Here is a 21266-nt window from a genome sequence, read left to right on the forward strand (position 1 = left end):
GGTGTTTAGAATATTTGTACCTTTGCAATTACAACAATAACATGATAACATTTACGGCGATGAAAATACACTTATTAGTATATGCAGGAATGGCACTGGCGTTGTGCTCGTGTATTGGAAAGACCGGCACGCAAGAGAATACGGGCGTGGCGGCAGTGAACGATAGCGTGGCAACAAATAACGTTGCAGCAGGCAACGGAGAAGACGACGGAGAGTCATACTGGCTTCCCGAGCAGTTCAAGAAAGAGCATCCGCAGGAATGGGATGTGGTGAACATGTGCATGCAGGAGCAGCAGAAGGAAGGCGACGTGGATTTTTCCGTGATAGATAAGCACGTGAGCAAGTACCTGACCGACACCGGGATCAAGCTGTCCAAAGACCGCGTGAAGGCTATCGAGCAGGTGGAAAAGGTGTGCAACGAAAAGTTTGACTTCAGCAAGTATCAATCTGACGATAACATGAGCATGCTGGTGAGCTCTGGCACAAAATCGCTCTTTGCCGACTATGTGACGTGGCTCTATGAACAGGAGGCAAGGCGAATGTTCGCTAAAAACAAGTCCATCAACATCGACAAGGAACTGAAAATGTACCGCGCCTTGAGCAAAGCTCTCTATGACATGTGCGACCAGGTTGTATTGTGTACCGAAGGCTCGGGCGGATGGGTAGTTAGCGAGCAACTCGGTGAAGAAGACAAGGCATTTGAGCGCGGCTTGTTCACGGCAATCCTAGGAGGCAAGTTTGAGGAACGTCCCGGCATCGATGCTGCGCTGGGCATCTTCGACCGCGAGCTGAAAGATGTGGTGGAAGATTACAATCAAATCAATGAAAGCCGCTCCAAGAACAATGCTTCCATTGCCAACAAGTACAGGACGGCTTTTCATCAATGGGTCAGCTATCGCCGCAGCATCCCTGTCAAGCTTGCAGACAAGGCGTTAAAGCAGAAATATATGTCGCTGACCCACAGTGTGATAAGAACACATCTCATTCACTTAAAAAACCACTATAATGACCTAGGGCTGACAAGTCCCAGTTTGGCCGACATCTGCCTGAACGACGACTGCACCAACGACGAACTGCTCCAGTTTGACTGGAACGAGAAGTATCAAAATACCTATTGCAAAGAATAACAAATTTCATTGACAATTTTGTACTTTCATAACATACTAAACAAAAGTAGAATGACACTATCGGTATAATCGTATCAATAGAAAACTTTCAAATAATACAAATATGATTGCAAAATACAAGTTGTTAATAGTTGCTTCTATTGTTGTTTTTACAATAATTACTTGCATCAATCCCTTATATCCAGAAGAGCAATTCCTGCAACATATAGGTACTGCTCTATTGGTTCTTTTGATGTTAATTGATATCAAAAAGAACTACTTGGGAAAAATTTCGTTTATTGGTTTGGCATTGTTTACGACCTTACACATCATTGGAGCAAGATACATTTATTCTTATGTGCCATACGATGAATTCACAAAACAATTATGCGGAGTCAGCATAAATGAATTGTTGAGCACAACACGTAACCACTATGATAGATTAGTACATTTCTCTTTTGGCTTACTGATGGTGCCTATGTTCAGCCAGATAGCCGAGAAGAAAATGAGATGTTCTAAGGGCACCGCAATTGTTACTGCTTGGATGATTATACAAACCGGCAGTATGATTTATGAACTATTCGAATGGGTACTTACTATCGTAATGACAACAGAAGCTGCCAATAATTATAACGGTCAGCAAGGCGATATGTGGGATGCTCAGAAAGATATGGCATTAGCTTTATTAGGCTCTTCTTTTACAGCGATATTAATGTATATAACAAAAAAGACAAAATAGGTATGAAGAGTTTACTTATCAAGAATAACTATATAATGTGACAATGGACACACTTAACAAGATACTGGGCGACGCTGTGGCAATGGCGCGCGAGGCTGGCGAGGCGCAGATGAGACTGTATCGCTCGGGCCACCTCGATATTGTGGAAAAGCAGAACGCATTTGACGTGGTCACCGCGGCCGACAAGGCAAGCGAGCGCATCGTGGTAGATGCAATCAACCGCCTGTATCCCGGCCACTCTATCCTGAGCGAGGAAAGCGGCCTGCACGAGGGCGACAGCGAGTGGCAGTGGGTGATAGACCCGCTTGACGGCACCACCAATTACAGCAACGGACTGCCGCTGTTCAATGTGTCGATAGGCGTGAAACACAATGGCGAGACCGTGGTGGGCGTGGTCTATGCCCCTGCGCTGGGCGAGATGTTCACTGCGGTGAAAGGTGGCGGTGCGTTGCTAGGCGGCAACCCCATCAAGTGCGGCAGCAAGACATTGCTCGAACAGGCTGTGGTCTCAACAGGTTTCCCCTACGACAAAGCGGTGAACCCCGACAACAACATTGCGGCGGCGAGCCGTGTGATACCCGTGGTGAGAGGATTGCGCCGGCTGGGGTCGGCAGCGCTCGACATCTGCTATGTGGCAGCAGGTTTTCTCGACGGCTACTGGGAAATGTCGCTCAACGAGTGGGACGTGTGTGCCGCGCTGCTCATCGCCAGCGAAGCCGGAGCGCAGTGGACCGACTTCCGCCACGACCGCAACCGCAGCATCCTGGTGGCAGCCCCAGGCATCTATGACGAATTACTGGGACTGGTTGAGGCAGGTTGAGGCAGGTTGAGGAAACAAATAGCCTGGTTTTTCTTGAAAATGTTTTTGTTTTAAAGAAAATAGTTGTAACTTTGCTAGTCACTAGGCAAATAAAGGCATATTCTCGCATGAAAAAAATATTACTGGCATTGGCAACCACATTGACGACTTTGCTGGCTTGGGGCCAGGCAGAGGTTGTCATCACACGTGACACGGCCAACACGGTAGATATGCTCGTTCTCGACATCACCACTGTCGATAGCGTGATGCCTACATGCGAACTTGTGGACCACCCCGTCGGAGCATTTGGCAATGGCATCACTAATGCCGAGAAGATACCCGGCCGCCTGGTGGTGACGCTGCTGGGCGACACGCTCTATAACAGCGGTGACTACCAGAAAGGGGAAAGCGGCATGACGGTGCGCGTGTCGGGCAATTCAAGCGCATGGAAAGATCCTAAACCTTACAAAATCAAGCTGCAGCAGAAAGCCGACCTGCTGTTCCGCGACAACGACATATACATCGACAAGGACTGGCGACTGCTGCGCGACGACCGCAATCTCAACACTGTGGCGGGCCTTATGATCAACGAACTCATGGGCATGCAATGGACACCACAATACAAGTATTGCAACGTGTTTATCAACGGCACATACCAGGGACTGTACCTGCTCATTGAGAACGTGAAGCGCAACACCGACTGCCGCCTCAACGTGAGCAAGAAAGGCTACATCGTGGAACGCGACGCCTACTGGTGGAACGAAGACCTCTATTTCAAGACTTACTATTTTACCGACAACCGCTACGGCTACACCTTCAAGTATCCCGAGAGCGACGAGGTCACCGAGGAGCAGATCAACTACATCAAGCAGTATCTCATCGATGCCGAGAAGTCGATAAAGCAGGGCACCTATGACGAATATATTGACATCGAGTCGTTTGCCTCGTGGCTGCTTGCACACGACATCCTGGGCACCTGGGACTCGGGCGGGTCTAATCTCTATGTGACAAAGTATGACAACACTCCCGACACAAAGCTCATCATGGGCAACCTGTGGGACTTTGACTCGTCACGGCAGATGACAGGCAGTTTCTCGCGCTACCATTCGGGCGCCGACTACTATTTTGAAAACCTTTTCAACAGTCCCAATCCCGTTTTCAGCAATATCTACATCTCAAAGTGGGCACACGTCAAGCCACTTCTGGGTTCCGTTATGACCACCATGCTCGACGGGTTCTCGGCCGAGAATGCCACTGCAATCAATGCTTCGCGACACTTTGTGTGCGACACCTATGGCAACACCTTCGTCTCGGTAGCAAGCAACCTGGTGACACAAAAGAACTGGTTCAAAACTAAACTAGCGTGGCTGGAAAAGAACATAGGCAGCCCCATCGTCACCCCGGTCAGCGACCTCCACACCGAGCCCGCCGCCACCGGCAAGACCTACAACCTGCAAGGCATTGAAGTCCCCGCCACAACACCAGGCCTAGTGATACGCAACGGCAAGCTCATCAAGCAGTAACACCCGGGACGGAACACTACCATCGCGCACCCGGGGGGTTGCCTCTATCATGCGTTTTCGTAACCCAGCGCGGTGACTTTGGCGCGTATGGCGTCGGGAGTTGCGGTGCCTTCGACATAGGCTACGCCCTTGGCGAGATCCACTGTTACTTTCTCCACGCCTTCAACTGTTGCGAGGCCTTTTTCTACTGCCATCTTGCAGTGGTTGCACATCATGCCGTTAATCTTGTATTCGTTCATCCTGTTTGTTTTATTTTTGGTTAGTAAATATGATTTTCTGTATTTGGTGATGAAGCCCACGGCAATCATCACTACTATCACCGTGCTGCACAGGGCGTTGAGCCACGACACCTCGCTGTGGTGGCACTTCATGCACTCGGGCATGGCACTTGCTACCAACTGCTGCAAGCCTGGCCAGTAGTCGATAACCATGCCAAAACCCATGGCACCCGCCACGATAGAGGCCAGATAGACCGCAGCTGCACGCTTGCCCAGAGCACGCCCCACAACAAGCATCGACGCCACGTTGGCCGCCGGCCCCGCCATGAGCATCACCAGAGCGCAACCGGGCGACAGACCTTTCATCATCAGCGCAGCGGCAATGGGGATTGATCCCGTGGCGCACACATACATGGGCACCGCAATTACTACCACGACAAGCATGTTGAGGAAGTGGTTGCTAGCGTAAGTAGTGAAGAAATCATCGGGCACCCACACGGTGATGAGTGTGGCAATGACGAGTCCCAGCACCAGCCATTTGCCTATGTTTTGCATCATCTCCACGAGACCATATCGCAAGGTCTCCACTACCCTGCCCCACAGCGTTGCAGGCAAAGCCTCGGTCTGCTGGCCGTCGTCGCCATCTACGTTCTCACCATCGAGCACGCCGCGTTTCTCGAGCATGCCCAGCACCGATCCGCCCAGCAGAGCCGTCACCAGTGCCGCGACAGGGCGCAGGAAGGCAAACGGGAGTCCCATCATGCTGTAAGTGGCAGCAATCGAGTCCACACCAGTTTGCGGTGTGGCAATGAGAAACGAAGTGGTGGCTGCACGCGAGGCACCGTTGCGTCGCAGTGACACCGCAGTGGGCAGCACGCCGCACGAGCACAAGGGCAACGGCACTCCTATGGCTGCCGCCGTGAGCACCGACTTGATGCCAGTGCCTGCCAAGTAACGTGAATATATGGCACTCGGCACAAAGGCATGCAGCACGCCAGCGATGAGAAATCCCAGCACCAGATAGGGCGACATGCCATTGAGCATCGTGAGTAAAGCATTGATATATTCCATAAGTCTTTTTTTTTACGAAAAACGAAACGCCCTGCGGGCTACGAAACGCTGCGCTACGAAAACTGGCAACCACGGTTCCTTAAGCGTTAGCTCAAGAGGGTGTGTTAGCTCAAGGTTAGCGCTAGTTTCACGGTGCAAAGTTACAACGACACCGCCATAGTGCCGTTACATTATTTTCATTATTTGTTACAAGATTATTCTAGTATTCTTCCTCTCCAATTTCTAGAAACAGATGTCATGGAATCACTATTTTATTAACGCCTTTTGCTGAATAAGGAAATTTTGCTTTTCCTTTTCAATTTCTAATTTCAGCTCCTCTTGTGTAGGCATGTAATGCATATATTTTGCTTGAAACATGTGATCCGACTCGTTGAGAATTGAATAGCGAGCAATATCCTCATCGGTTTCGGAACACAACACTATACCTATGGTAGGGTTGTCACCTTCGGTACGTTTCAGTTCATCGTACATTCGTCTGTACATGTCCATTTGCCCCACATCTTGATGTGTTATCTTTGAGGTTTTTAAATCTACAAGAACATAACACTTAAGTATGACATTATAGAACACAAGGTCAATGTAGTAGTCTTGGCTACTGGTTCTAATTAATTGCTGTCGTTTTATGAACGCAAAACCACGGCCCATCTCCATGAGAAAATCCTGAAGATGGCTGATAATAGCGTTTTCCAAATCGGTTTCAGAGAATGATGAATCTTGTTTAAAACCTAGAAATTCAGCAACAACAGGACTTTTTACCATTTCGGCCACCGACTGTTTGTCTTCATCTTCTTGAATGGCATGTAGTAATGGTGTGCACAAATGCCTCTCGTAGAATTGCGTATCTATATTTCTATTCAATGTGCGCACACTCCACATCTGGCTTGATGCTTGTTCTAAATACCATAAAGCCTTTTTTGTGTCTTTTAGTCGCAAAGTGTGATAGACATGTGTCCAAGTGAGATTTGGAAATCGCGATTTCCAAATCTCACAATCAGGTAACATCATATAAAACTGTCTAAATGACCGAAGGTATCTTTCAGAAAAACCATTTCCTAATTCCAAAGTAAGCGTTTCGGCCAACTTTTTTATCATCTGTTTGCCATAATCAGCTCTGCCGTTTCCCTTTTGTTCTTCTTCAACAATGCGTTTACCTATTTGCCAGTAAGTGCTTATCATCACACTGTTCACCGCTTGATACCCCATCTTGCGGCCATGCTCCACAATACCCCTTATATCATTGACCAAAGAAGTATCTATTATTGTTATACTCTTTCCCATGTTATTTATTTGCATTCAATTATTTAAACTTTCCAACTCAAATGTAATGAATTGGATACCTTGGTGAGTGATTTTATTTTTCACCAGCATTCCTGTCTTGGTCCTTTTCCATTAAAAACAAACCGGGGACACGGCTGGTTCTGCAAAATTACAAAATAATATAAGAAAAATGGCTATAAACATAAAAAGGTAATGTCAATTCCTCAAAAATATAAGAACAACGTCTTTGTGGGAGACTACACCTTGTCGAGGGCGGTGCGGGGGGATTGTGAGGTGCGCCATGCCGTGGGGGTGAGGCCGGTGAGTTGCTTGAACTGGGTGGACATGTGTGCCACACTGCTATATCCCAGCCGGTAGGCTATCTCGCTCACGGTGAGTTCGCCATAGGTGAGAAGTTCCTTGATGCGCTCCACCTTGTGTGTGATGAAGTATTTCTCAACGGTGCGGCCCTCGTGGGCGCTGAATATAGCTGCGAGCTGCTTATACTCCATTCCCAGCAGCCGGGGCAGTTCGACCGACAGCTTGTGATTTTTCCCGTCGTCGCGGCGAGCAAGGTCGATGAGCGACGCCTTGATGCGCTCCACCATCGCATCCTCGCGGTCGTGAAGCAGCTCGAAACCGACGGCAAGCAGACGAGTCTCCAAGTCCCGAACTACGTCAGGGGCAAGTTCGCCATCGGTCTCCACCACGCCCATGCCGACACGTGTAGCACTGATGCCCGCCTCGTTAAGGATAGCAGCCACAGTCATCACGCATCGCTGGCACACCATGTTTTTTATGTTCAGAATCATGAGAGTAGCACGTTTTTACACTGCAAAGTTACTATTATTTTAACGAAACCACAACCCCTGGCATCTCTTTCACAATTACACGCTTATATTTTCCGGGGTTAAAATTATCAGCTGCAGTAACAATTCTATTGGTAGTTTGAAATATATTGTGTAACTTTGGAGGAACAATAAAAACGCAGAAAAAACACAAGAAGATATATAATCATGTGCATAAAAAAAATAACACTGTTCGTTACAGCCGTGCTTATGGCCTTTGCGGCCTGCGCAGGCAATGTTGAGGTAACCCGTGGTAGTGTAACCGTGCGTCTAGACGGCGACAAGTCAGGGCAACCGCGACTAGTGCGGCTACAGGTATTAGGCGACAAGATTGTGCGCGTGAGCGCCACTCCCGAAAAGAGCTTTGCCGACGCACAGAGCCTCGTTGTGATACCGCAGCCGCCGCACACCCGCAGTGACATCAGGGAAGAAGCCAATGAGGTTGCAATGGAGCGCTCACAGGCACCTACTCGGCACCCGGCCAGGAGACTGTGGTGCGCCGCGAGGACTCGATATACTACGAGAACCTGAACTCGGCCAAGAACCTGCCGCAGTTCCCGCTCGAGAAAGCCACCGTGCTTTACGAGGGAGAGATTGAGCCGCTGGCAACGGGTGAATACCGCTTCTGCCACTACTACTCGGGATACCAGCGCATTTACATCGACGGCAAGCCTGTTTACACCGAGGACCTGGCAGCAACAGGCAACGATGACCAGACGATATGGCGCACTGCATGGAACCCCAATGCCCGCAAGTTCAGCGTAAATCTGGAACAAGACAAACGCTATAACATCAGGCTTGAATGGAAGCCCGACGGCGGCGAGGCCTACTGCGGACTGCGTGCCTATGCGCTCGTGAGCGAGACCGAGCAAGGCAAACTGTCGCTGTGGAGCGAGATGACCAAGCAGCTCGACTATTACTTCGTGGCTGGCGAGAACCTTGACGAGGTGATAAGCGGCTACCGCACACTCACCGGCAAGGCGCCCATCATGCCCACATCATCAGGACGCACCATTCCTGCTTACGACGGCTCAAGGCCAATATTCGCCATCGGTATCACAACTACCGCAAACTTCTTCCAGGGTACAGGCAATATGAGCAATGTGCAGTATGTCAATAGTGACGGAGTTACAATAAATTCTCCCAACTCGACATTCCGTATCGCCCTTGCCGAGGAGCAATTATCGATTGACATCCCCAAGTTCAAGATTGTCAAGGGATCGATGATGCAGATTGTTCCCAAGTCGTCTTATGGAACCCAGCCCACTTTCACATTCACATCAAGTGACGAGAGCGTGGCCACTGTCAACGAGCGCGGCTTCATCACAGCTGTTGGCGCCGGCACCGCGACAATCACCGCAACAGCCAACGGCAAGGGCGTGACCAGCGATGTGACAGTAGTGGCATATGACGACCTTAACAGCGATAAGAACACCGACGTCGATGACCTCAACATTGTGATCAAGCACATCCTCAACAACAAATAAAAATTGAGTAAAAACCCAACATCAAGGGTCTCTGCACCATCCCCGGCGTAGAGGCCCTTGGCTTACCTTGCAACAAGCAGATTTCGCAAGTCAACACCTTTCAATACACATGACTGCGCCACAACACATCGTGTGCTCTCGCAGCAACATGAATAACCAGTGCCTCGGCACCGATTGTGTATTCCACACACACGTCTTTATGACTAACAAAATGCCATCAAAGGAATAGTATCCTCTGATGGCACTCAAAATAATATTTCTCAATGTCCTCTGGGACTTCTCTGCGGGAGAACACGTTACTCCCACTCGATGGTTGCAGGTGGCTTTGACGAGATGTCGTAGCACACGCGATTCACGCCCTTCACCTTGTTGATGATGTCGTTGCTCACTTGTGCAAGGAAGTCGTAGGGAAGGTGCGCCCAGTCGGCGGTCATGGCATCAGTGCTGGTGACAGCACGCAGTGCCACAGGATTCTCATAGGTGCGTTCATCGCCCATCACGCCCACGCTGCGCACTTCGCTCAGCAGGATAGCTCCGGCTTGCCATATCTGGTCGTAGAGGCTCACCTCTATTTCGCCGTTCTCCATGTTGGCAGGAACGCCAGCAGCCAAGACGCTGCGGGCTTCCTCACCGCTCAACTTCACCTTGTAGTCACGCAGGCCACGGATGTAGATGTCGTCGGCATCTTGCAGCACGCGCACCTTCTCGCGGGTGATGGCACCCAGGATGCGCACTGCCAGACCGGGACCGGGGAAGGGATGGCGTGTGATGAGGTGCTCAGGCATGCCCAGCTCGCGTCCCACGCGGCGCACCTCGTCCTTGAAGAGCCACTTCAAAGGCTCGCACAACGACAGGTGCATCTCCTCGGGCAGACCGCCCACGTTGTGGTGGCTCTTGATTACCTTGCCGGTGATGTTGAGCGACTCAATGCGGTCGGGGTAGATAGTGCCCTGTGCCAGCCAGCGGGCATCTTTAATCTTCTTTGCCTCGGCATTGAACACCTCGACAAAGTCGCGGCCTATGATCTTGCGTTTCTTCTCGGGCTCGGTAACGCCCTCAAGGTCGCCCAGGAACTTATCGCTTGCGTCCACGCCTATCACATTTAGGCCCAGGCACTCGTAGTCTTTCATCACATCGCTGAACTCATTTTTGCGCAGCATGCCGTGGTCCACGAAGATACAAGTGAGCTGGTCGCCTATGGCACGGTTGAGCAGCACAGCGCACACCGAACTGTCAACTCCGCCCGAGAGGCCCAGGATCACGCGGTCGCTGCCTATCTGCTCGCGCAGCTCCTTGACGGTGGTCTCGATATAGTTGGCTGCCGACCACCCCTGCTTGCCGCCGCACACATCCACCACGAAGTTCTTGAGCAGCAGTGTACCCTGCACGCTGTGGAACACCTCGGGATGGAACTGCACGCCGAACAAAGGCTTGCCGTTGCCTGCATCGGGAATGTAGTAAGCAGCATTCTCGACCTGCGGAGTGCTTGCAACGACATGTGCTCCCGTGGGAATGGCGGTGATGGTGTCGCCGTGGCTCATCCACACCTGGCTGTTGTCGTCAAAGCCGTTGAACAGCGGGCACGACTTGTCGATGGCGGTGAGTTGCTGGCGTCCATACTCGCGGCTGCCTGCGGGCTCCACGTTGCCGCCGCCGGTGTAGGCCATGTACTGCGCACCGTAGCAGATGCCCAGCACGGGGTACTTGCCCAGAATGGGCGACATGTCGAGACGGAACGCCTGCACGTCATAGACCGAGAACGGCGAACCCGACAGGATAACGCCTATCACCTCGGGGTCATTGGTTGGAAACTTGTTGTAAGGAAGGATCTCGCAATACATGTTCAATTCACGCACCCGACGGCCTATGAGCTGCGTGGTCTGTGAACCGAAGTCAAGAATGATAATCTTTTGCTGCATGAGAGTGTAAAAGATAGTTTTTTGAATAATGCTACAAAGGTAGTCATTTTTTTACGAAAGACGAAAAACGAAAGACGAAAAAACTTTTTCTTTTCTCGCAAAATGGTGGGTAACTCAAAGATTTTTTATAATTTTGCGGTCTTGATTTTAACATACTGATAACAACAAATTATGAAAAACGAGAAATTTCAAGGTCATGCGGCGGTGCTGGTGGCCAATGTGATATTCGGTCTGGCAGTGCCCATGAGTTCGTTCCTGCTTGTCCCCGCCAGTGCCGATGGCAAGGCGTGGCTGGGTCCGCTGGGCTACATCGCAACCCGTTGCTTCTTTGCAGCAATTATTTTCTGGATCATACAATTTTTTTTGCCCAAGGAGAAGGTCGAGCGCAAGGATCTGTGGACGATCATCCTGGGCGGCGTGATGGGTTTTGCCGTGTCGCAGACGTTCACCGCGTGGAGCCTCTATTATGCTAACCCCGTCTATTTCTCGTTTGTGGGCGCATTGTGTCCCATCGCCGTTATGCTGGGCGCCTGGATGACTCTGGGCGAGCGCATCACTGGCGTCAAGACCGTGGGCGTGATAATCGGTCTTGCCGGAGCATTGCTCATGGTGTATATGAGTGCAACTGGCCAGAGCACCGATGGCATCAATAACCTGCTGGGGCTAGGGTTTGCCCTGTTGAGCCTGCTCACGTGGGTCATCTACCTGCTCATCACCCGCAAGGTGTCGGCAAAGTATAGCAGCGTGACACAGATGAAGTGGACATTCCTGTCTTCGGCCATCGTTATGGTACCTCTCACACTGGTTATGGAAGGTCCCGAGCAGCAAATGCTCTACACCAGCGCATGCACATGGCAGGCTGCCGGCGCAACAGCGTTTGTAGTGCTGCTGGCTACCGTGCTGGGCTATTTCATGATTCCTTATGCCCTGCAACGCATCAACGCCACAACCGTGAGCACTTACACTAACCTGCAACCCGTTGTAGCTTCGGTCGTAGCGTTCTCAATAGGCCAGGCAATGCTCACCTGGGACAAGCCCGTTGCCGGCGTGCTGGTGCTGCTCAGTGCCTACCTCGTGACACTCGAACCCAAAGCCAAGAAATAATTCCAACTCACAAGATAAGGAAATGGCACCTATGCGTCACGCACGGGTGCCATTATTGTTACTATTTATCCTAATATAATCTTTAATCTTTATGACGTAATTATATCTTTACTTTATGTTTTTCTTAACCGAAGTGTGGCTACCGTCAGAATAAGTGGTAACAACAATATTGATACCGTCATAGGGATCAGCGCTTACCTGACCGGCAAGGTTAACATACTTGACACCAGTAACGGTCTTAACTACGTCAACACCCTCAACACCTGTTGGAACCTCAGGACCTGCAAATACCAGCATAGCGGGAAACCAGTAGTTGTCGGTAAGGAGCAGTGCGTCTTGAGTCTCCTCGCCCTGCTTGTCGTAGATGTGCATGTAGTACTTCTGCGAGCCGTAGCCGGTGAATGTCACGACAACGATGTTGCCGGTGTTGGGGTCAAGGTCGCACACGTTGCCATACATGGTCTCGCCCTGGGGAAGAGTGATGAATTCCTGGGTGAACTCTCCGCTCTTGAGGTCATACTTGCTGATGAAGTTGCCGCCATCGGCAGGAGCATAGTAGAGCACCTCGTTCTCATGATCTACTGCGGGAGCAGTCTTCTTCCATGCAAACGAAGAGTTCTGGCATGACATGGGAACGGCAGTTGTTGTCTCGGGCTCGAATGTGGTTGCATCGAGCTTGATGAATTGCTCGGTGTTGGTGGGTTTGGGTGTGCCCCATGTGCAGTTGTTCACAGCCACATACAGGTCATCATTCACCTTGAACAGGGCGCAAGCGCTTGTAGAAACATCAACAGTCTTCTCAAGGGCATCGGTAGTGGTGTCAATCACATACACACCCTTGCCCTGTGCACACACGATGAGCTTGTCGCCTGCGAGTTCCATCAGGCCTGGTTCCTTCGCGCTTGTGCCCTCGATGGGACCTGAAACCTCCTGTGTTGTGGGGTTGTAAACATAGACACCCTTGGTTGTACCCACATACACCTTGCTGTCGTTGAGAGGGAAGCAGGCGCGAGTGTCACCACTGGCGCTGAAAGTTGCAATAGAATGTTTGAGTTTAAGAGTCTTGGCATCAGCCACGTCAAAACGTCCACCAGTCTCACCGTAGTTCTGCTTCGAGCAGAAGTAGATGTTATTGGCATCCTTAGCGGCAAACTGTGTGGTGTTGCCCAGGGTTCTGCCCTCATTCTCCTCCTGGAAGGCGCGATAGGTCATCTCTCCTGTCTTGTAAGAGTAGAAATTCACTGTGCTCGAGTTGTGACCGAACCAGTCCTCGTTAACGATGAACACACCGTCGGTGTATTGAGCATAAGAGTTTGCTGCCATTAAGCCGGCAGCCAGCATCAACATGAAGTTTTTCATAAGTGTTGTTTAAATATGAATAATAATTAGGTGGGGTCTATGAAAGAACCCCACCAGAAGAGTAAATTACTTGATAACCTTAACAGAAGACTTGCTGCCGTCGGTGTAAGTTGTAACCACAACGTTCACGCCATTGAAAGGCTCGGTGCTTACCTGGCCAGCAAGGTTAACATAGCTTACAGAAGCTACGCTCTTGACAGCGTCAACAGCATCAACAGCAGTGGGAGTCTCGGCGGGAACAGCCTTGAAGTCGCCCCATGTGTTGCTGCCACCGCTGAAGGGTGAGAACAGCCACATGTCCCAGCAGCCGTCGGTGAGCTTGCGGCCTGAGCAACCAGTGCTTGCATAACTAATCTTTGTTGCGGGATCGTCGCTGAGGTTGTAGCTCCAGTAGCCCTTGCTCATCCAGCCGCTGTTCCAATAGTCGTCGCTGTCGCCAGCAGTGTAGTCGTCAAAGTTTGTATTTGAAATCATGTACATACCGCTCTCACTGGGAGTCATCTCGTTACCGTTCTTGTCAAGCAGGGTGAAGCCATCACCATCGGCATCATAACCAAAACCGCCCACAGTGAGACCATAACTGGTGCCAGCTGCCAAAGCATGAAAGTTGGGATTGTTGGCTACGATAGCTGCAACCATGTCGGCACCGGTCTTGTCGGTACCGTCAAACTTGTAACCAAGCACCCAAGTATATTCGCTGCCGGTCCACTTGATAGCCAGGGCCGCACGGTTAGCGCCCTCACCGCTCCAGTTCTCGATGTTGTCCATCTTAAACTCGCCGGCATTGCTGGGACCAGCCTTAACCTGAACCTTGTTTTGTGCAACCATTGTTGCTGCGCTCATAAGCGCGAAAAGAAACATGTAAACTTTTTTCATTACGTTGTAAATTTAATATGTTAAACAAACAGTTGTTATTCAATTTACAAGTTCGCGCAGTTATGGCCGACACATCACCGCCGTGACGCACCACTCCTTCAAGCAGGGTGACACACATAGCACACACCAGGAGCATGCGCTCTAGTCCTGCGGTGGTTACTACAAGTCGTGAAAAAAGGTATTTCGCGACCACATCAATCTGTCATGTTCTGCCTCAGTTCATATCCACGTGAACTATTGCAAGGCAAGTGTCGAGGCAGGTCTTCTGACTTTGCTCCGTCGCCTCACGCCTTCCCGGTCATTGATGTAGTCGTCTAAATTGAGAGTCGTTACTACCAGTGGCTGTGATGTGAAGCGATAGTGTCAATAGAGGGAGCTTACAGCAGCGGGACTGTTCAGGATTTCCACCTGATTCCCTATTAATCTCTGCGGGAGAGAACCCCTACACAATTGCTTTTTCAAATTTGCGCTGCAAAGGTAGCAATTATTTTTGAAACCAGCAAAATTTACACTATGTTAATTTTAACTGCAATTTTTAATTTTTAAAGTTCTTTTTTTTTGAAAAATGACTACCTTTGTAGCCTAAATGTTAAAACATAATTCAATTATGAAGCAGTTATCCCTATTATTAGCACTTGTGATGCTGCCTGCATGGGGCATTGACATCAACAAATATAAATTGCCCGAGGTTAAGGCCGATTTTGTGGAAAAATATAGCGAAATCACCAATGAGAACCTCGACCAGTTCTTTGCCGACTGGGAGCAATGGTCGGCAACCTATGGAGCGAGTAAAATCGACAATAACTTTGACACTCTGTATCAGCGCTGCTTCAATGAGGTGAGAGCCGAACGCCTCTCGAAGGGCTGGAGTATCGGAGATACAGTTGACTACGAAGTATTGCCGTGCCAGGTTCCTGTATTTCAGTCTAACATGTCGCTCTCTGAGATGGAAAAGATTGAAAATCATGTATATAATGATAAAATAAATTCAACAATCACATCGGTTTCATTCTTCGTTCCGCACATTACCAGCAGCAAGAAAGTACTGTATATGACAGGCGAAATAAGAAAGGTGATCCATGCTTATCTTGATAAGTTGGATGCCGGCGGAACGCTCATGGACAACTGGAAAATAGGCAAGTTTATCAACGTTGCAAGACATCATCGCGGTTGGTGTAATCTTGTTGAGGAGTCGCTGCCCTGTGTCGATAAAATAATATCGGTAACCGATGGCCATTATATGATGTACCATGAATGTCATTTTGCTGGCGAAAACAGGTCTATCCCCGCCGAGGGACCGTCGCGTGTTACATCATCTTGGATGCATTAATAACATAATCACAAGATAATACACACAAGAGGGTGTGTATCAGATGATATTGTAGATTTTAAGATGTCATAGAAAAACTTTTATTTTTTATAAATAGGCGAATTTTGTGTTAAAACACTTGCAGATATCAAGTATTTTTGCGAATTTTACATGATTTTTTAGTAAAACCCTGTCTTTTCACGCGTGTGCGTGCGCAAGATAGGGTTCTTGCAGTGTGAAGTAATTATATTATTAAACTTATTTACAGTCATTTAGACTAATTGAAGGAAATGAACGGTAACAACATCACGGTGCAATATGCCACCGAGGAGCATGTAAAGTATGCTGAGACCATCTGTAAACTCATCTACGAATCGGCGCTCCAGCGCGGAACTGGCATTGCCCGACGACGACCCGAGTATGTCGCCGACAAGATGAAGGGTGGAAAGGCTGTTGTTGCCCTCGACGGCGACCGCATTGTAGGATTCAGTTACATCGAGTGTTGGAGCCACGGCGACTATGTGGCTACCAGCGGTCTCATCGTTGACCCCGAGTATCGCCACCTGGGCCTTGCCAAGGCTATCAAGGACAAGACCTTCCTGCTGGCACGCGAGCGTTTCCCCTATGCCAAGATTTTCTCTCTCACCACATCGCTTGCGGTGATGAAGCTCAACACGCGCCTGGGCTACGTGCCCACCACGCTCACCGAGCTCACACAGGACGACGAGTTCTGGAAAGGCTGCGAGGAGTGCATCAACTATGACGTGCTCACGCGCAACAACCGTGAACGCTGCCTGTGCAACGCCATGATCTTCGACCCCAAGTGGGAGCAGAAAAAGAAGAGCACCAAGGAGAAGATTGCAAGCCTCCTGCACTTGAAGTAAAACGTTAACGAAAAACGAAACGCTTCGCTACGAAACGCCCGCAAGCGGGCTACGAAAAACAAAAACAATTTTTATTTAGAAACACAAAAAATACAATATAATTATGAGTAAGAAGAAAGTAGTAGTTGCCTTCAGCGGAGGCCTTGACACGTCGTACACTGTGATGAAACTCACACAGGATGGTTATGAAGTATATGCAGCGTGTGCCAACACCGGCGGTTTCAGCCCCGAGCAGCTGAAGAAGAACGAGGAGAATGCCTACAAGCTGGGCGCAGTGCAGTATGTGACCCTCGACGTTACACAAGAGTACTACGAGAAATCGCTCAAATACATGATATTCGGCAACGTGATGCGCAACAACTGCTACCCCATCTCGGTATCAAGCGAGCGCATCTTCCAGGCCATCGCCATCGCTCGCTATGCACGCGAGATAGGCGCCGACGCCATCGCCCACGGCAGCACTGGCGCTGGCAACGACCAGATTCGCTTCGACATGACTTTCCTCGTGCTGGCTCCCGGCATTGAGATCATCACCCTCACCCGTGACCACGCTCTCTCTCGTCAGGAGGAAGTTGACTACCTCAACGAGCACGGTTTCTTTGCCGACTTCACAAAGCTCAAATATAGCTACAACGTGGGCATCTGGGGCACCAGCGTGTGCGGCGGCGAACTGCTCGACCCCGCACAAGGTCTGCCCGAGGAGGCTTATCTCAAACACGTGACACGCACCGAGGAGTCACTGCTCAAAATCCGCTTCGAGAAGGGCGAAATCGTGGCAGTGAACGACGAGGAGTTCACCGACAAGGTTGCAGCTATCCAGAAGATTGAGGAGATAGGCGCAAGCTACGCCATAGGCCGCGACGCCAACGTGGGCGACACTATCATCGGCATCAAGGGCCGCGTAGGCTTTGAGGCAGCCGCTCCCAAGCTCATCATCGAGGCTCACCGCCTGCTCGAGAAATCCACATTGAGCAAGTGGCAGCAGTACTGGAAGGACCAGGTGGCCAACTGGTATGGCATGTTCCTGCACGAGAGCCAGTATCTGGAACCCGTGATGCCCGACATGGAGGCTATGCTCACATCGTCACAGCGCAACGTCACCGGCACCGCTATCCTCAAACTCCGTCCCTACGGCTTTGAGACCGTGGGCGTGGACAGCGACAACGACCTGAGCAAGAGCAAACTGGGCGAATATGGCGAGATACAGCACGGCTGGACCGCCGACGAGGCCAAGGGCTTCATCAAGGTGCTCTCGACCCCCCTGCGCGTTTACTACGGCACCCACCCCGACGAGAAAAGATAAAGCGAGCGTAGCTCGCACGAAACGCTTCGCTACGAAGAACGAAACGCAAGCTCTGCTTGCTACGAAACGCCCGCAAGCGGGCTACGAAAAATTGTAAATATCTTTCGTCCTTCGTCTTTCGTCTTTCGTCCTTCGTCTTTCGTAATTTGTAAAAAAAATATGATCAAAACAGGCATTATAGGCGGTGCGGGATATACCGCCGGCGAACTTATCCGCATCCTGCTCAACCACCCCGGGGTGGAGATTGAGTGGATACACAGCAGTAGTCAGGCAGGACTGCCCATCACCCAGGTGCACGGCGGCCTCATCGGCGAGACCGACCTCACCTTCAGCGACACCCACGACCTCAATGCAGTCGATGTGGTGTTCCTGTGCATGGGACACGGCAAGAGTGCCGAGTTCTGGGCTGCTAACGATCGTCCCGAGAAACTCGTGGTGATTGACCTCGCACAGGACTACCGCGACGAGTCGTGCGGATATGTATATGCCCTGCCCGAGTTCCAGCGCGAACGCATTGCCGGCAGCAAACTCATCGCTAATCCCGGTTGCTTTGCCACTGCTATACAGATGTCACTGCTCCCGCTTGCCAAGGCAGGTTTGCTTCACCAAGACATCAACGTGACTGCTATTACCGGCAGCACTGGCGCAGGCGTGAAACCGGGTGCTACGACCCACTTCAGCTGGCGCAACGACAATTTGAGCGTCTATAAGGCATTCTCTCACCAGCACCTGCATGAGATACGCCGCACCCTCACCACGCTACAAGGCAGTGAGGTGGCTCCCATCCTGTTCGTGCCCATGCGCGGCGACTTTGCCCGCGGCATCTTTGCCAGCGTATATACCCGTTGCACTCTCTGCGAGGAAGAGGCCGTTGCACTCTATAAGGACTTCTATAAAGATGCAGTGTTCACCCACGTGAGCGATCGTCCGCTAGACCTCAAACAGGTGACCAACACCAACAAAGCGCTTCTCCACGTAGAGAAGCACGGCGAGCAGCTGCTCATCACCAGCTGCATCGACAACCTCTTGAAGGGCGCAAGCGGCCAGGCTGTGCAGAACATGAACATCGCCATGGGGCTGCCCGAGGATATGGGCCTGCGATTGAAGCCGAATGCGTTCTGATAAAAGGTTAAAAGGTTAATCCGGAGTTTCCGGAGTTTCCGGAATCTCCGGGTCTTAAACTTAAAAAACAAGAAACTATGAATTTATTTCCAGTATATTCGCTATATGATGTCGAGCCGGTGAAGGGCTGCGGCAGTTACATCTATGACGCCGAGGGCACAGAATACCTCGACCTCTATGGCGGCCACGCCGTTATCAGCATCGGTCACGCTCATCCCCACTATGTGGAGATGATCAGCAAGCAGGTGGCTACGTTGGGGTTCTACTCTAACAGCGTTATCAACACGCTGCAAGAGAAACTTGCCAAGAAACTGGGCGAGATCTCTGGCTTAAAGGATTACAGCCTGTTCATGGTGAACAGCGGCGCCGAGGCCAACGAGAACGCCATCAAGGTGGCTTCGTTCCACACCGGCAAGAGCCGCGTACTCGCCTTCAAGGGCGCGTTCCACGGCCGCACATCGGGCGCTGTGGAGATGACCGACAATCCCAAGATCAACTCGCCCTTCAACGTGACCGACAAGGTGACATTCGTCCCCCTGGGCGACATCGAGGCCGTTGAGCGCGAACTTGCTACCGGCGAATACTGCGCTGCCATCATCGAGGGCATACAGGGCGTGGCTGGCATCCAGATGCCAGGCGACGACTTCTTGCGTCAGTTGCGCGAGGCTACCACACGCCACGGTGTGTGTCTCATTCTCGACGAGGTGCAGAGTGGCTATGGCCGCACCGGTCGCTTCTTCGCCCACCAGTATAGCGGCATCAAGCCCGACCTCATTTCTATGGCAAAGGGCATGGGCAACGGATTCCCTGTGGGCGGCGTGTTGATCGCTCCACACTTCGAGGCTTGGGGCGGCATGCTGGGCACCACGTTCGGCGGCAACCATCTGGCATGTGCTGCGGCAATCGCAGTGCTCGACGTCATCAAGGAGGAAAACCTCGTTGCCAATGCCGAGAAGGTGGGCAACTACCTAATTGAAAAACTTAAAGCGATGCCCGGCATCAAGGAGGTGCGTGGCCGCGGCCTGATGATAGGCATCGAGATTGAAGGCTCTGCTCCCGAGTTGAGAAAGAAACTTGTCTTTGACAAGCACATCTTCACCGGCGGCGCCGGCCAGCACACCGTGCGCCTGCTTCCCGCACTGGGCATCACCACCGAACATGCCGACAAGTTCCTCAAAGCTTTTGAAGAAGTATTGTAATTCCTCTCGGGGAACTCGGGGAACTCGGGGAAATAATTTTAATTATTTTAATTTCTTTCAGTTTAGATACAAATGAAGCAATTCCTTTCACCCGCCGACTTGGGCGACCTGCGCAAGGCGTTTCAAGAGGCAATCGAGATAAAGAACGACCGCTACGGTCACGTGGAACTGGGCCGCAACAAGACCTTGCTGATGATTTTCTTCAACAGCAGCCTGCGCACACGCTTGTCAACACAAAAGGCTGCCATGAACCTGGGTATGAACTGCATCGTGCTCGACGTGAACCAGGGCGCATGGAAGCTCGAGACCGAACGCGGCGTCATCATGGACGGCGACAAGAGCGAGCACCTGCTCGAGGCTATCCCCGTTATGGGCAGCTACTGCGACCTCATCGGCGTGCGCTCGTTTGCCACCTTCGACAGCAAGGAGAAAGACTATAGCGAGGCTATCATCCAGCAGTTCATCCAGTATAGCGGCCGCCCCGTTTTCAGCATGGAGAGCGCCACGGTACACCCCCTGCAAGCCTTTGCCGACTATATCACTATCGAGGAGCACAAGACCGTCGAGCGTCCCAAGGTGGTGCTCACATGGGCTCCTCATCCCAAGGCTCTGCCGCAGGCTGTGCCCAACTCTTTCGCACAGTGGATGGTCGCTGCCGGATATGAGGTAGTGGTTGCCAACCCTGAAGGATATGACCTTGACCCCAAGTTCACCGCCGGAGCAACCATCACCCACGACCAGGACGAAGCCCTCAAAGGCGCGCACTTCGTCTATGCCAAAAACTGGTCGGCATACGAGGATCCCAACTACGGCAAAATATTGAGCAAGGACATGAACTGGACCGTCAGCGCCCAGAAGATGGCATTGACCGACAACGCCTTCTTCATGCACTGCCTGCCCGTGCGCCGCGGCATGATCGTCACCGACGAGGTCATCGAAGGCCCCCGCAGCCTGGTTATCCCCGAGGCAGCCAACCGCGAGATCTCGGCCACAGTGGTCATCAAGCGTATGCTCGAAGCACTGGGAAAGTAAAAGTTTAACAGTTTAATCGTTTAAAGGTTTAAATATTAATCGCTTAATGAACGACTTGGTTTTTCGATTTCCCCTAACCTTTTAACCTTTAAACTTTTAAACCCTTAAACC

At 51.0% G+C, this 21266-nt stretch carries 20 protein-coding genes and 1 riboswitch; of the genes, 14 read left to right on the forward strand and 6 right to left on the reverse strand.

All coding sequences use genetic code 11. From position 1 onward, the window contains the following. The first annotated feature begins 59 nt into the window (after window positions 1–59). From ACKI3C_RS10840 to ACKI3C_RS10855, 4 genes are all read left to right on the forward strand, one after another. A complete protein-coding gene (locus tag ACKI3C_RS10840) occupies window positions 60–1127 on the forward strand; it encodes a hypothetical protein (RefSeq protein ID WP_407404914.1) in 1068 nt (355 codons plus the stop codon). A gap of 103 nt (window positions 1128–1230) precedes the next feature. After that, window positions 1231–1845 (forward strand): DUF2238 domain-containing protein, encoded by a 615-nt coding sequence (locus ACKI3C_RS10845; RefSeq protein ID WP_407404916.1) that lies wholly within the window; start codon window positions 1231–1233, stop codon window positions 1843–1845. Window positions 1846–1888: 43 nt separating this feature from the next. Continuing rightward, complete coding sequence (locus tag ACKI3C_RS10850) at window positions 1889–2665, forward strand: inositol monophosphatase family protein (RefSeq protein ID WP_407404918.1); 777 nt, start codon at window positions 1889–1891, stop codon at window positions 2663–2665. Between the two features lie 107 nt (window positions 2666–2772). Beyond that, on the forward strand, window positions 2773–4167 hold the full coding sequence (locus ACKI3C_RS10855; RefSeq protein WP_407404920.1) for a CotH kinase family protein: 1395 nt from the start codon (window positions 2773–2775) through the stop codon (window positions 4165–4167). A 47-nt stretch (window positions 4168–4214) separates the two neighbouring features. On the opposite strand, the gene ACKI3C_RS10860 is transcribed toward ACKI3C_RS10855, so the two are convergent. From ACKI3C_RS10860 to ACKI3C_RS10870, 3 genes are all read right to left on the reverse strand, one after another. Then, on the reverse strand, window positions 4215–5456 hold the full coding sequence (locus tag ACKI3C_RS10860) for an SO_0444 family Cu/Zn efflux transporter (RefSeq protein WP_407404922.1): 1242 nt from the start codon (window positions 5454–5456) through the stop codon (window positions 4215–4217). 246 nt (window positions 5457–5702) lie between these two features. Further along, window positions 5703–6734: a YhcG family protein gene (locus ACKI3C_RS10865; RefSeq protein ID WP_407404924.1), complete on the reverse strand. Its 1032-nt coding sequence runs from the start codon at window positions 6732–6734 to the stop codon at window positions 5703–5705. Window positions 6735–6970: 236 nt separating this feature from the next. Further along, entirely contained in the window at window positions 6971–7525 is a 555-nt protein-coding gene (locus ACKI3C_RS10870; protein WP_407404926.1) for a helix-turn-helix domain-containing protein, read from the reverse strand. A 204-nt stretch (window positions 7526–7729) separates the two neighbouring features. On the opposite strand from ACKI3C_RS10870, the gene ACKI3C_RS10875 reads away from it, so the two are divergent. From ACKI3C_RS10875 to ACKI3C_RS10885, 3 genes are all read left to right on the forward strand, one after another. Continuing rightward, the gene (locus tag ACKI3C_RS10875; RefSeq protein WP_407404928.1) at window positions 7730–8092 is read left to right on the forward strand and encodes a hypothetical protein; all 363 of its coding nucleotides are present in this window, start codon (window positions 7730–7732) and stop codon (window positions 8090–8092) included. Further along, window positions 8053–9048, forward strand: a complete 996-nt coding sequence (locus ACKI3C_RS10880) for an Ig-like domain-containing protein (RefSeq protein WP_407404930.1) — start codon at window positions 8053–8055, stop codon at window positions 9046–9048. The genes ACKI3C_RS10875 and ACKI3C_RS10880 overlap by 40 nt, the downstream gene beginning before the upstream one ends. A gap of 67 nt (window positions 9049–9115) precedes the next feature. Beyond that, window positions 9116–9277 (forward strand): DUF5714 domain-containing protein, encoded by a 162-nt coding sequence (locus tag ACKI3C_RS10885; protein WP_407404932.1) that lies wholly within the window; start codon window positions 9116–9118, stop codon window positions 9275–9277. 67 nt (window positions 9278–9344) lie between these two features. Here the strand turns inward: ACKI3C_RS10885 and guaA are convergent, their stop codons facing one another. Beyond that, a complete protein-coding gene (gene guaA, locus ACKI3C_RS10890; protein ID WP_407404934.1) occupies window positions 9345–10967 on the reverse strand; it encodes a glutamine-hydrolyzing GMP synthase in 1623 nt (540 codons plus the stop codon). Between the two features lie 171 nt (window positions 10968–11138). Here guaA and ACKI3C_RS10895 point away from each other — a divergent pair, with 171 nt between their 5' ends. Continuing rightward, on the forward strand, window positions 11139–12071 hold the full coding sequence (locus tag ACKI3C_RS10895; RefSeq protein ID WP_407404936.1) for a DMT family transporter: 933 nt from the start codon (window positions 11139–11141) through the stop codon (window positions 12069–12071). A 108-nt stretch (window positions 12072–12179) separates the two neighbouring features. Here the strand turns inward: ACKI3C_RS10895 and ACKI3C_RS10900 are convergent, their stop codons facing one another. Both ACKI3C_RS10900 and ACKI3C_RS10905 read right to left on the reverse strand, forming a co-directional pair. Next, window positions 12180–13430 (reverse strand): DUF5074 domain-containing protein, encoded by a 1251-nt coding sequence (locus tag ACKI3C_RS10900; RefSeq protein WP_407404938.1) that lies wholly within the window; start codon window positions 13428–13430, stop codon window positions 12180–12182. A gap of 66 nt (window positions 13431–13496) precedes the next feature. Next, window positions 13497–14306 (reverse strand): hypothetical protein, encoded by an 810-nt coding sequence (locus ACKI3C_RS10905; RefSeq protein WP_407404940.1) that lies wholly within the window; start codon window positions 14304–14306, stop codon window positions 13497–13499. A gap of 237 nt (window positions 14307–14543) precedes the next feature. After that, a riboswitch (cobalamin riboswitch) is annotated at window positions 14544–14765 on the reverse strand. 148 nt (window positions 14766–14913) lie between these two features. Between ACKI3C_RS10905 and ACKI3C_RS10910 the strand changes: the two genes are divergently transcribed. The 6 genes from ACKI3C_RS10910 (at window position 14914) to ACKI3C_RS10935 (ending at window position 21155) form a co-directional block, all read left to right on the forward strand. Next, the gene (locus tag ACKI3C_RS10910) at window positions 14914–15636 is read left to right on the forward strand and encodes a hypothetical protein (RefSeq protein ID WP_407404942.1); all 723 of its coding nucleotides are present in this window, start codon (window positions 14914–14916) and stop codon (window positions 15634–15636) included. 269 nt (window positions 15637–15905) lie between these two features. Beyond that, window positions 15906–16499 (forward strand): GNAT family N-acetyltransferase, encoded by a 594-nt coding sequence (locus ACKI3C_RS10915; protein ID WP_407404944.1) that lies wholly within the window; start codon window positions 15906–15908, stop codon window positions 16497–16499. 103 nt (window positions 16500–16602) lie between these two features. Beyond that, complete coding sequence (locus ACKI3C_RS10920) at window positions 16603–17802, forward strand: argininosuccinate synthase (RefSeq protein WP_407404946.1); 1200 nt, start codon at window positions 16603–16605, stop codon at window positions 17800–17802. Window positions 17803–17961: 159 nt separating this feature from the next. Then, window positions 17962–18924: an N-acetyl-gamma-glutamyl-phosphate reductase gene (gene argC / locus ACKI3C_RS10925; RefSeq protein ID WP_407404948.1), complete on the forward strand. Its 963-nt coding sequence runs from the start codon at window positions 17962–17964 to the stop codon at window positions 18922–18924. Between the two features lie 77 nt (window positions 18925–19001). After that, complete coding sequence (locus ACKI3C_RS10930) at window positions 19002–20123, forward strand: aspartate aminotransferase family protein (RefSeq protein WP_407404950.1); 1122 nt, start codon at window positions 19002–19004, stop codon at window positions 20121–20123. Between the two features lie 72 nt (window positions 20124–20195). Beyond that, window positions 20196–21155 (forward strand): N-acetylornithine carbamoyltransferase, encoded by a 960-nt coding sequence (locus ACKI3C_RS10935; RefSeq protein ID WP_407404952.1) that lies wholly within the window; start codon window positions 20196–20198, stop codon window positions 21153–21155. Window positions 21156–21266: the final 111 nt, after the last annotated feature.

It is taken from the genome of Sodaliphilus sp., assembly GCF_045598405.1.
GTDB lineage: Bacteria > Bacteroidota > Bacteroidia > Bacteroidales > Muribaculaceae > Sodaliphilus > Sodaliphilus limicaballi.

What these genes read in the sequence shown, in the direction of transcription:
- ACKI3C_RS10840 (WP_407404914.1), top strand. Translation starts at nt 60, where the DNA reads ATGAAAATACACTTATTAGTATATGCAGGAATGGCACTGGCGTTGTGC.
- ACKI3C_RS10845 (WP_407404916.1), top strand. Translation starts at nt 1,231, where the DNA reads ATGATTGCAAAATACAAGTTGTTAATAGTTGCTTCTATTGTTGTTTTT.
- ACKI3C_RS10850 (WP_407404918.1), top strand. Translation starts at nt 1,889, where the DNA reads ATGGACACACTTAACAAGATACTGGGCGACGCTGTGGCAATGGCGCGC.
- ACKI3C_RS10855 (WP_407404920.1), top strand. Translation starts at nt 2,773, where the DNA reads ATGAAAAAAATATTACTGGCATTGGCAACCACATTGACGACTTTGCTG.
- ACKI3C_RS10860 (WP_407404922.1), bottom strand. Translation starts at nt 5,456, where the DNA reads ATGGAATATATCAATGCTTTACTCACGATGCTCAATGGCATGTCGCCC.
- ACKI3C_RS10865 (WP_407404924.1), bottom strand. Translation starts at nt 6,734, where the DNA reads ATGGGAAAGAGTATAACAATAATAGATACTTCTTTGGTCAATGATATA.
- ACKI3C_RS10870 (WP_407404926.1), bottom strand. Translation starts at nt 7,525, where the DNA reads ATGATTCTGAACATAAAAAACATGGTGTGCCAGCGATGCGTGATGACT.
- ACKI3C_RS10875 (WP_407404928.1), top strand. Translation starts at nt 7,730, where the DNA reads ATGTGCATAAAAAAAATAACACTGTTCGTTACAGCCGTGCTTATGGCC.
- guaA (WP_407404934.1), bottom strand. Translation starts at nt 10,967, where the DNA reads ATGCAGCAAAAGATTATCATTCTTGACTTCGGTTCACAGACCACGCAG.
- ACKI3C_RS10895 (WP_407404936.1), top strand. Translation starts at nt 11,139, where the DNA reads ATGAAAAACGAGAAATTTCAAGGTCATGCGGCGGTGCTGGTGGCCAAT.
- ACKI3C_RS10900 (WP_407404938.1), bottom strand. Translation starts at nt 13,430, where the DNA reads ATGAAAAACTTCATGTTGATGCTGGCTGCCGGCTTAATGGCAGCAAAC.
- ACKI3C_RS10905 (WP_407404940.1), bottom strand. Translation starts at nt 14,306, where the DNA reads ATGAAAAAAGTTTACATGTTTCTTTTCGCGCTTATGAGCGCAGCAACA.
- ACKI3C_RS10910 (WP_407404942.1), top strand. Translation starts at nt 14,914, where the DNA reads ATGAAGCAGTTATCCCTATTATTAGCACTTGTGATGCTGCCTGCATGG.
- ACKI3C_RS10915 (WP_407404944.1), top strand. Translation starts at nt 15,906, where the DNA reads ATGAACGGTAACAACATCACGGTGCAATATGCCACCGAGGAGCATGTA.
- ACKI3C_RS10920 (WP_407404946.1), top strand. Translation starts at nt 16,603, where the DNA reads ATGAGTAAGAAGAAAGTAGTAGTTGCCTTCAGCGGAGGCCTTGACACG.
- argC (WP_407404948.1), top strand. Translation starts at nt 17,962, where the DNA reads ATGATCAAAACAGGCATTATAGGCGGTGCGGGATATACCGCCGGCGAA.
- ACKI3C_RS10930 (WP_407404950.1), top strand. Translation starts at nt 19,002, where the DNA reads ATGAATTTATTTCCAGTATATTCGCTATATGATGTCGAGCCGGTGAAG.
- ACKI3C_RS10935 (WP_407404952.1), top strand. Translation starts at nt 20,196, where the DNA reads ATGAAGCAATTCCTTTCACCCGCCGACTTGGGCGACCTGCGCAAGGCG.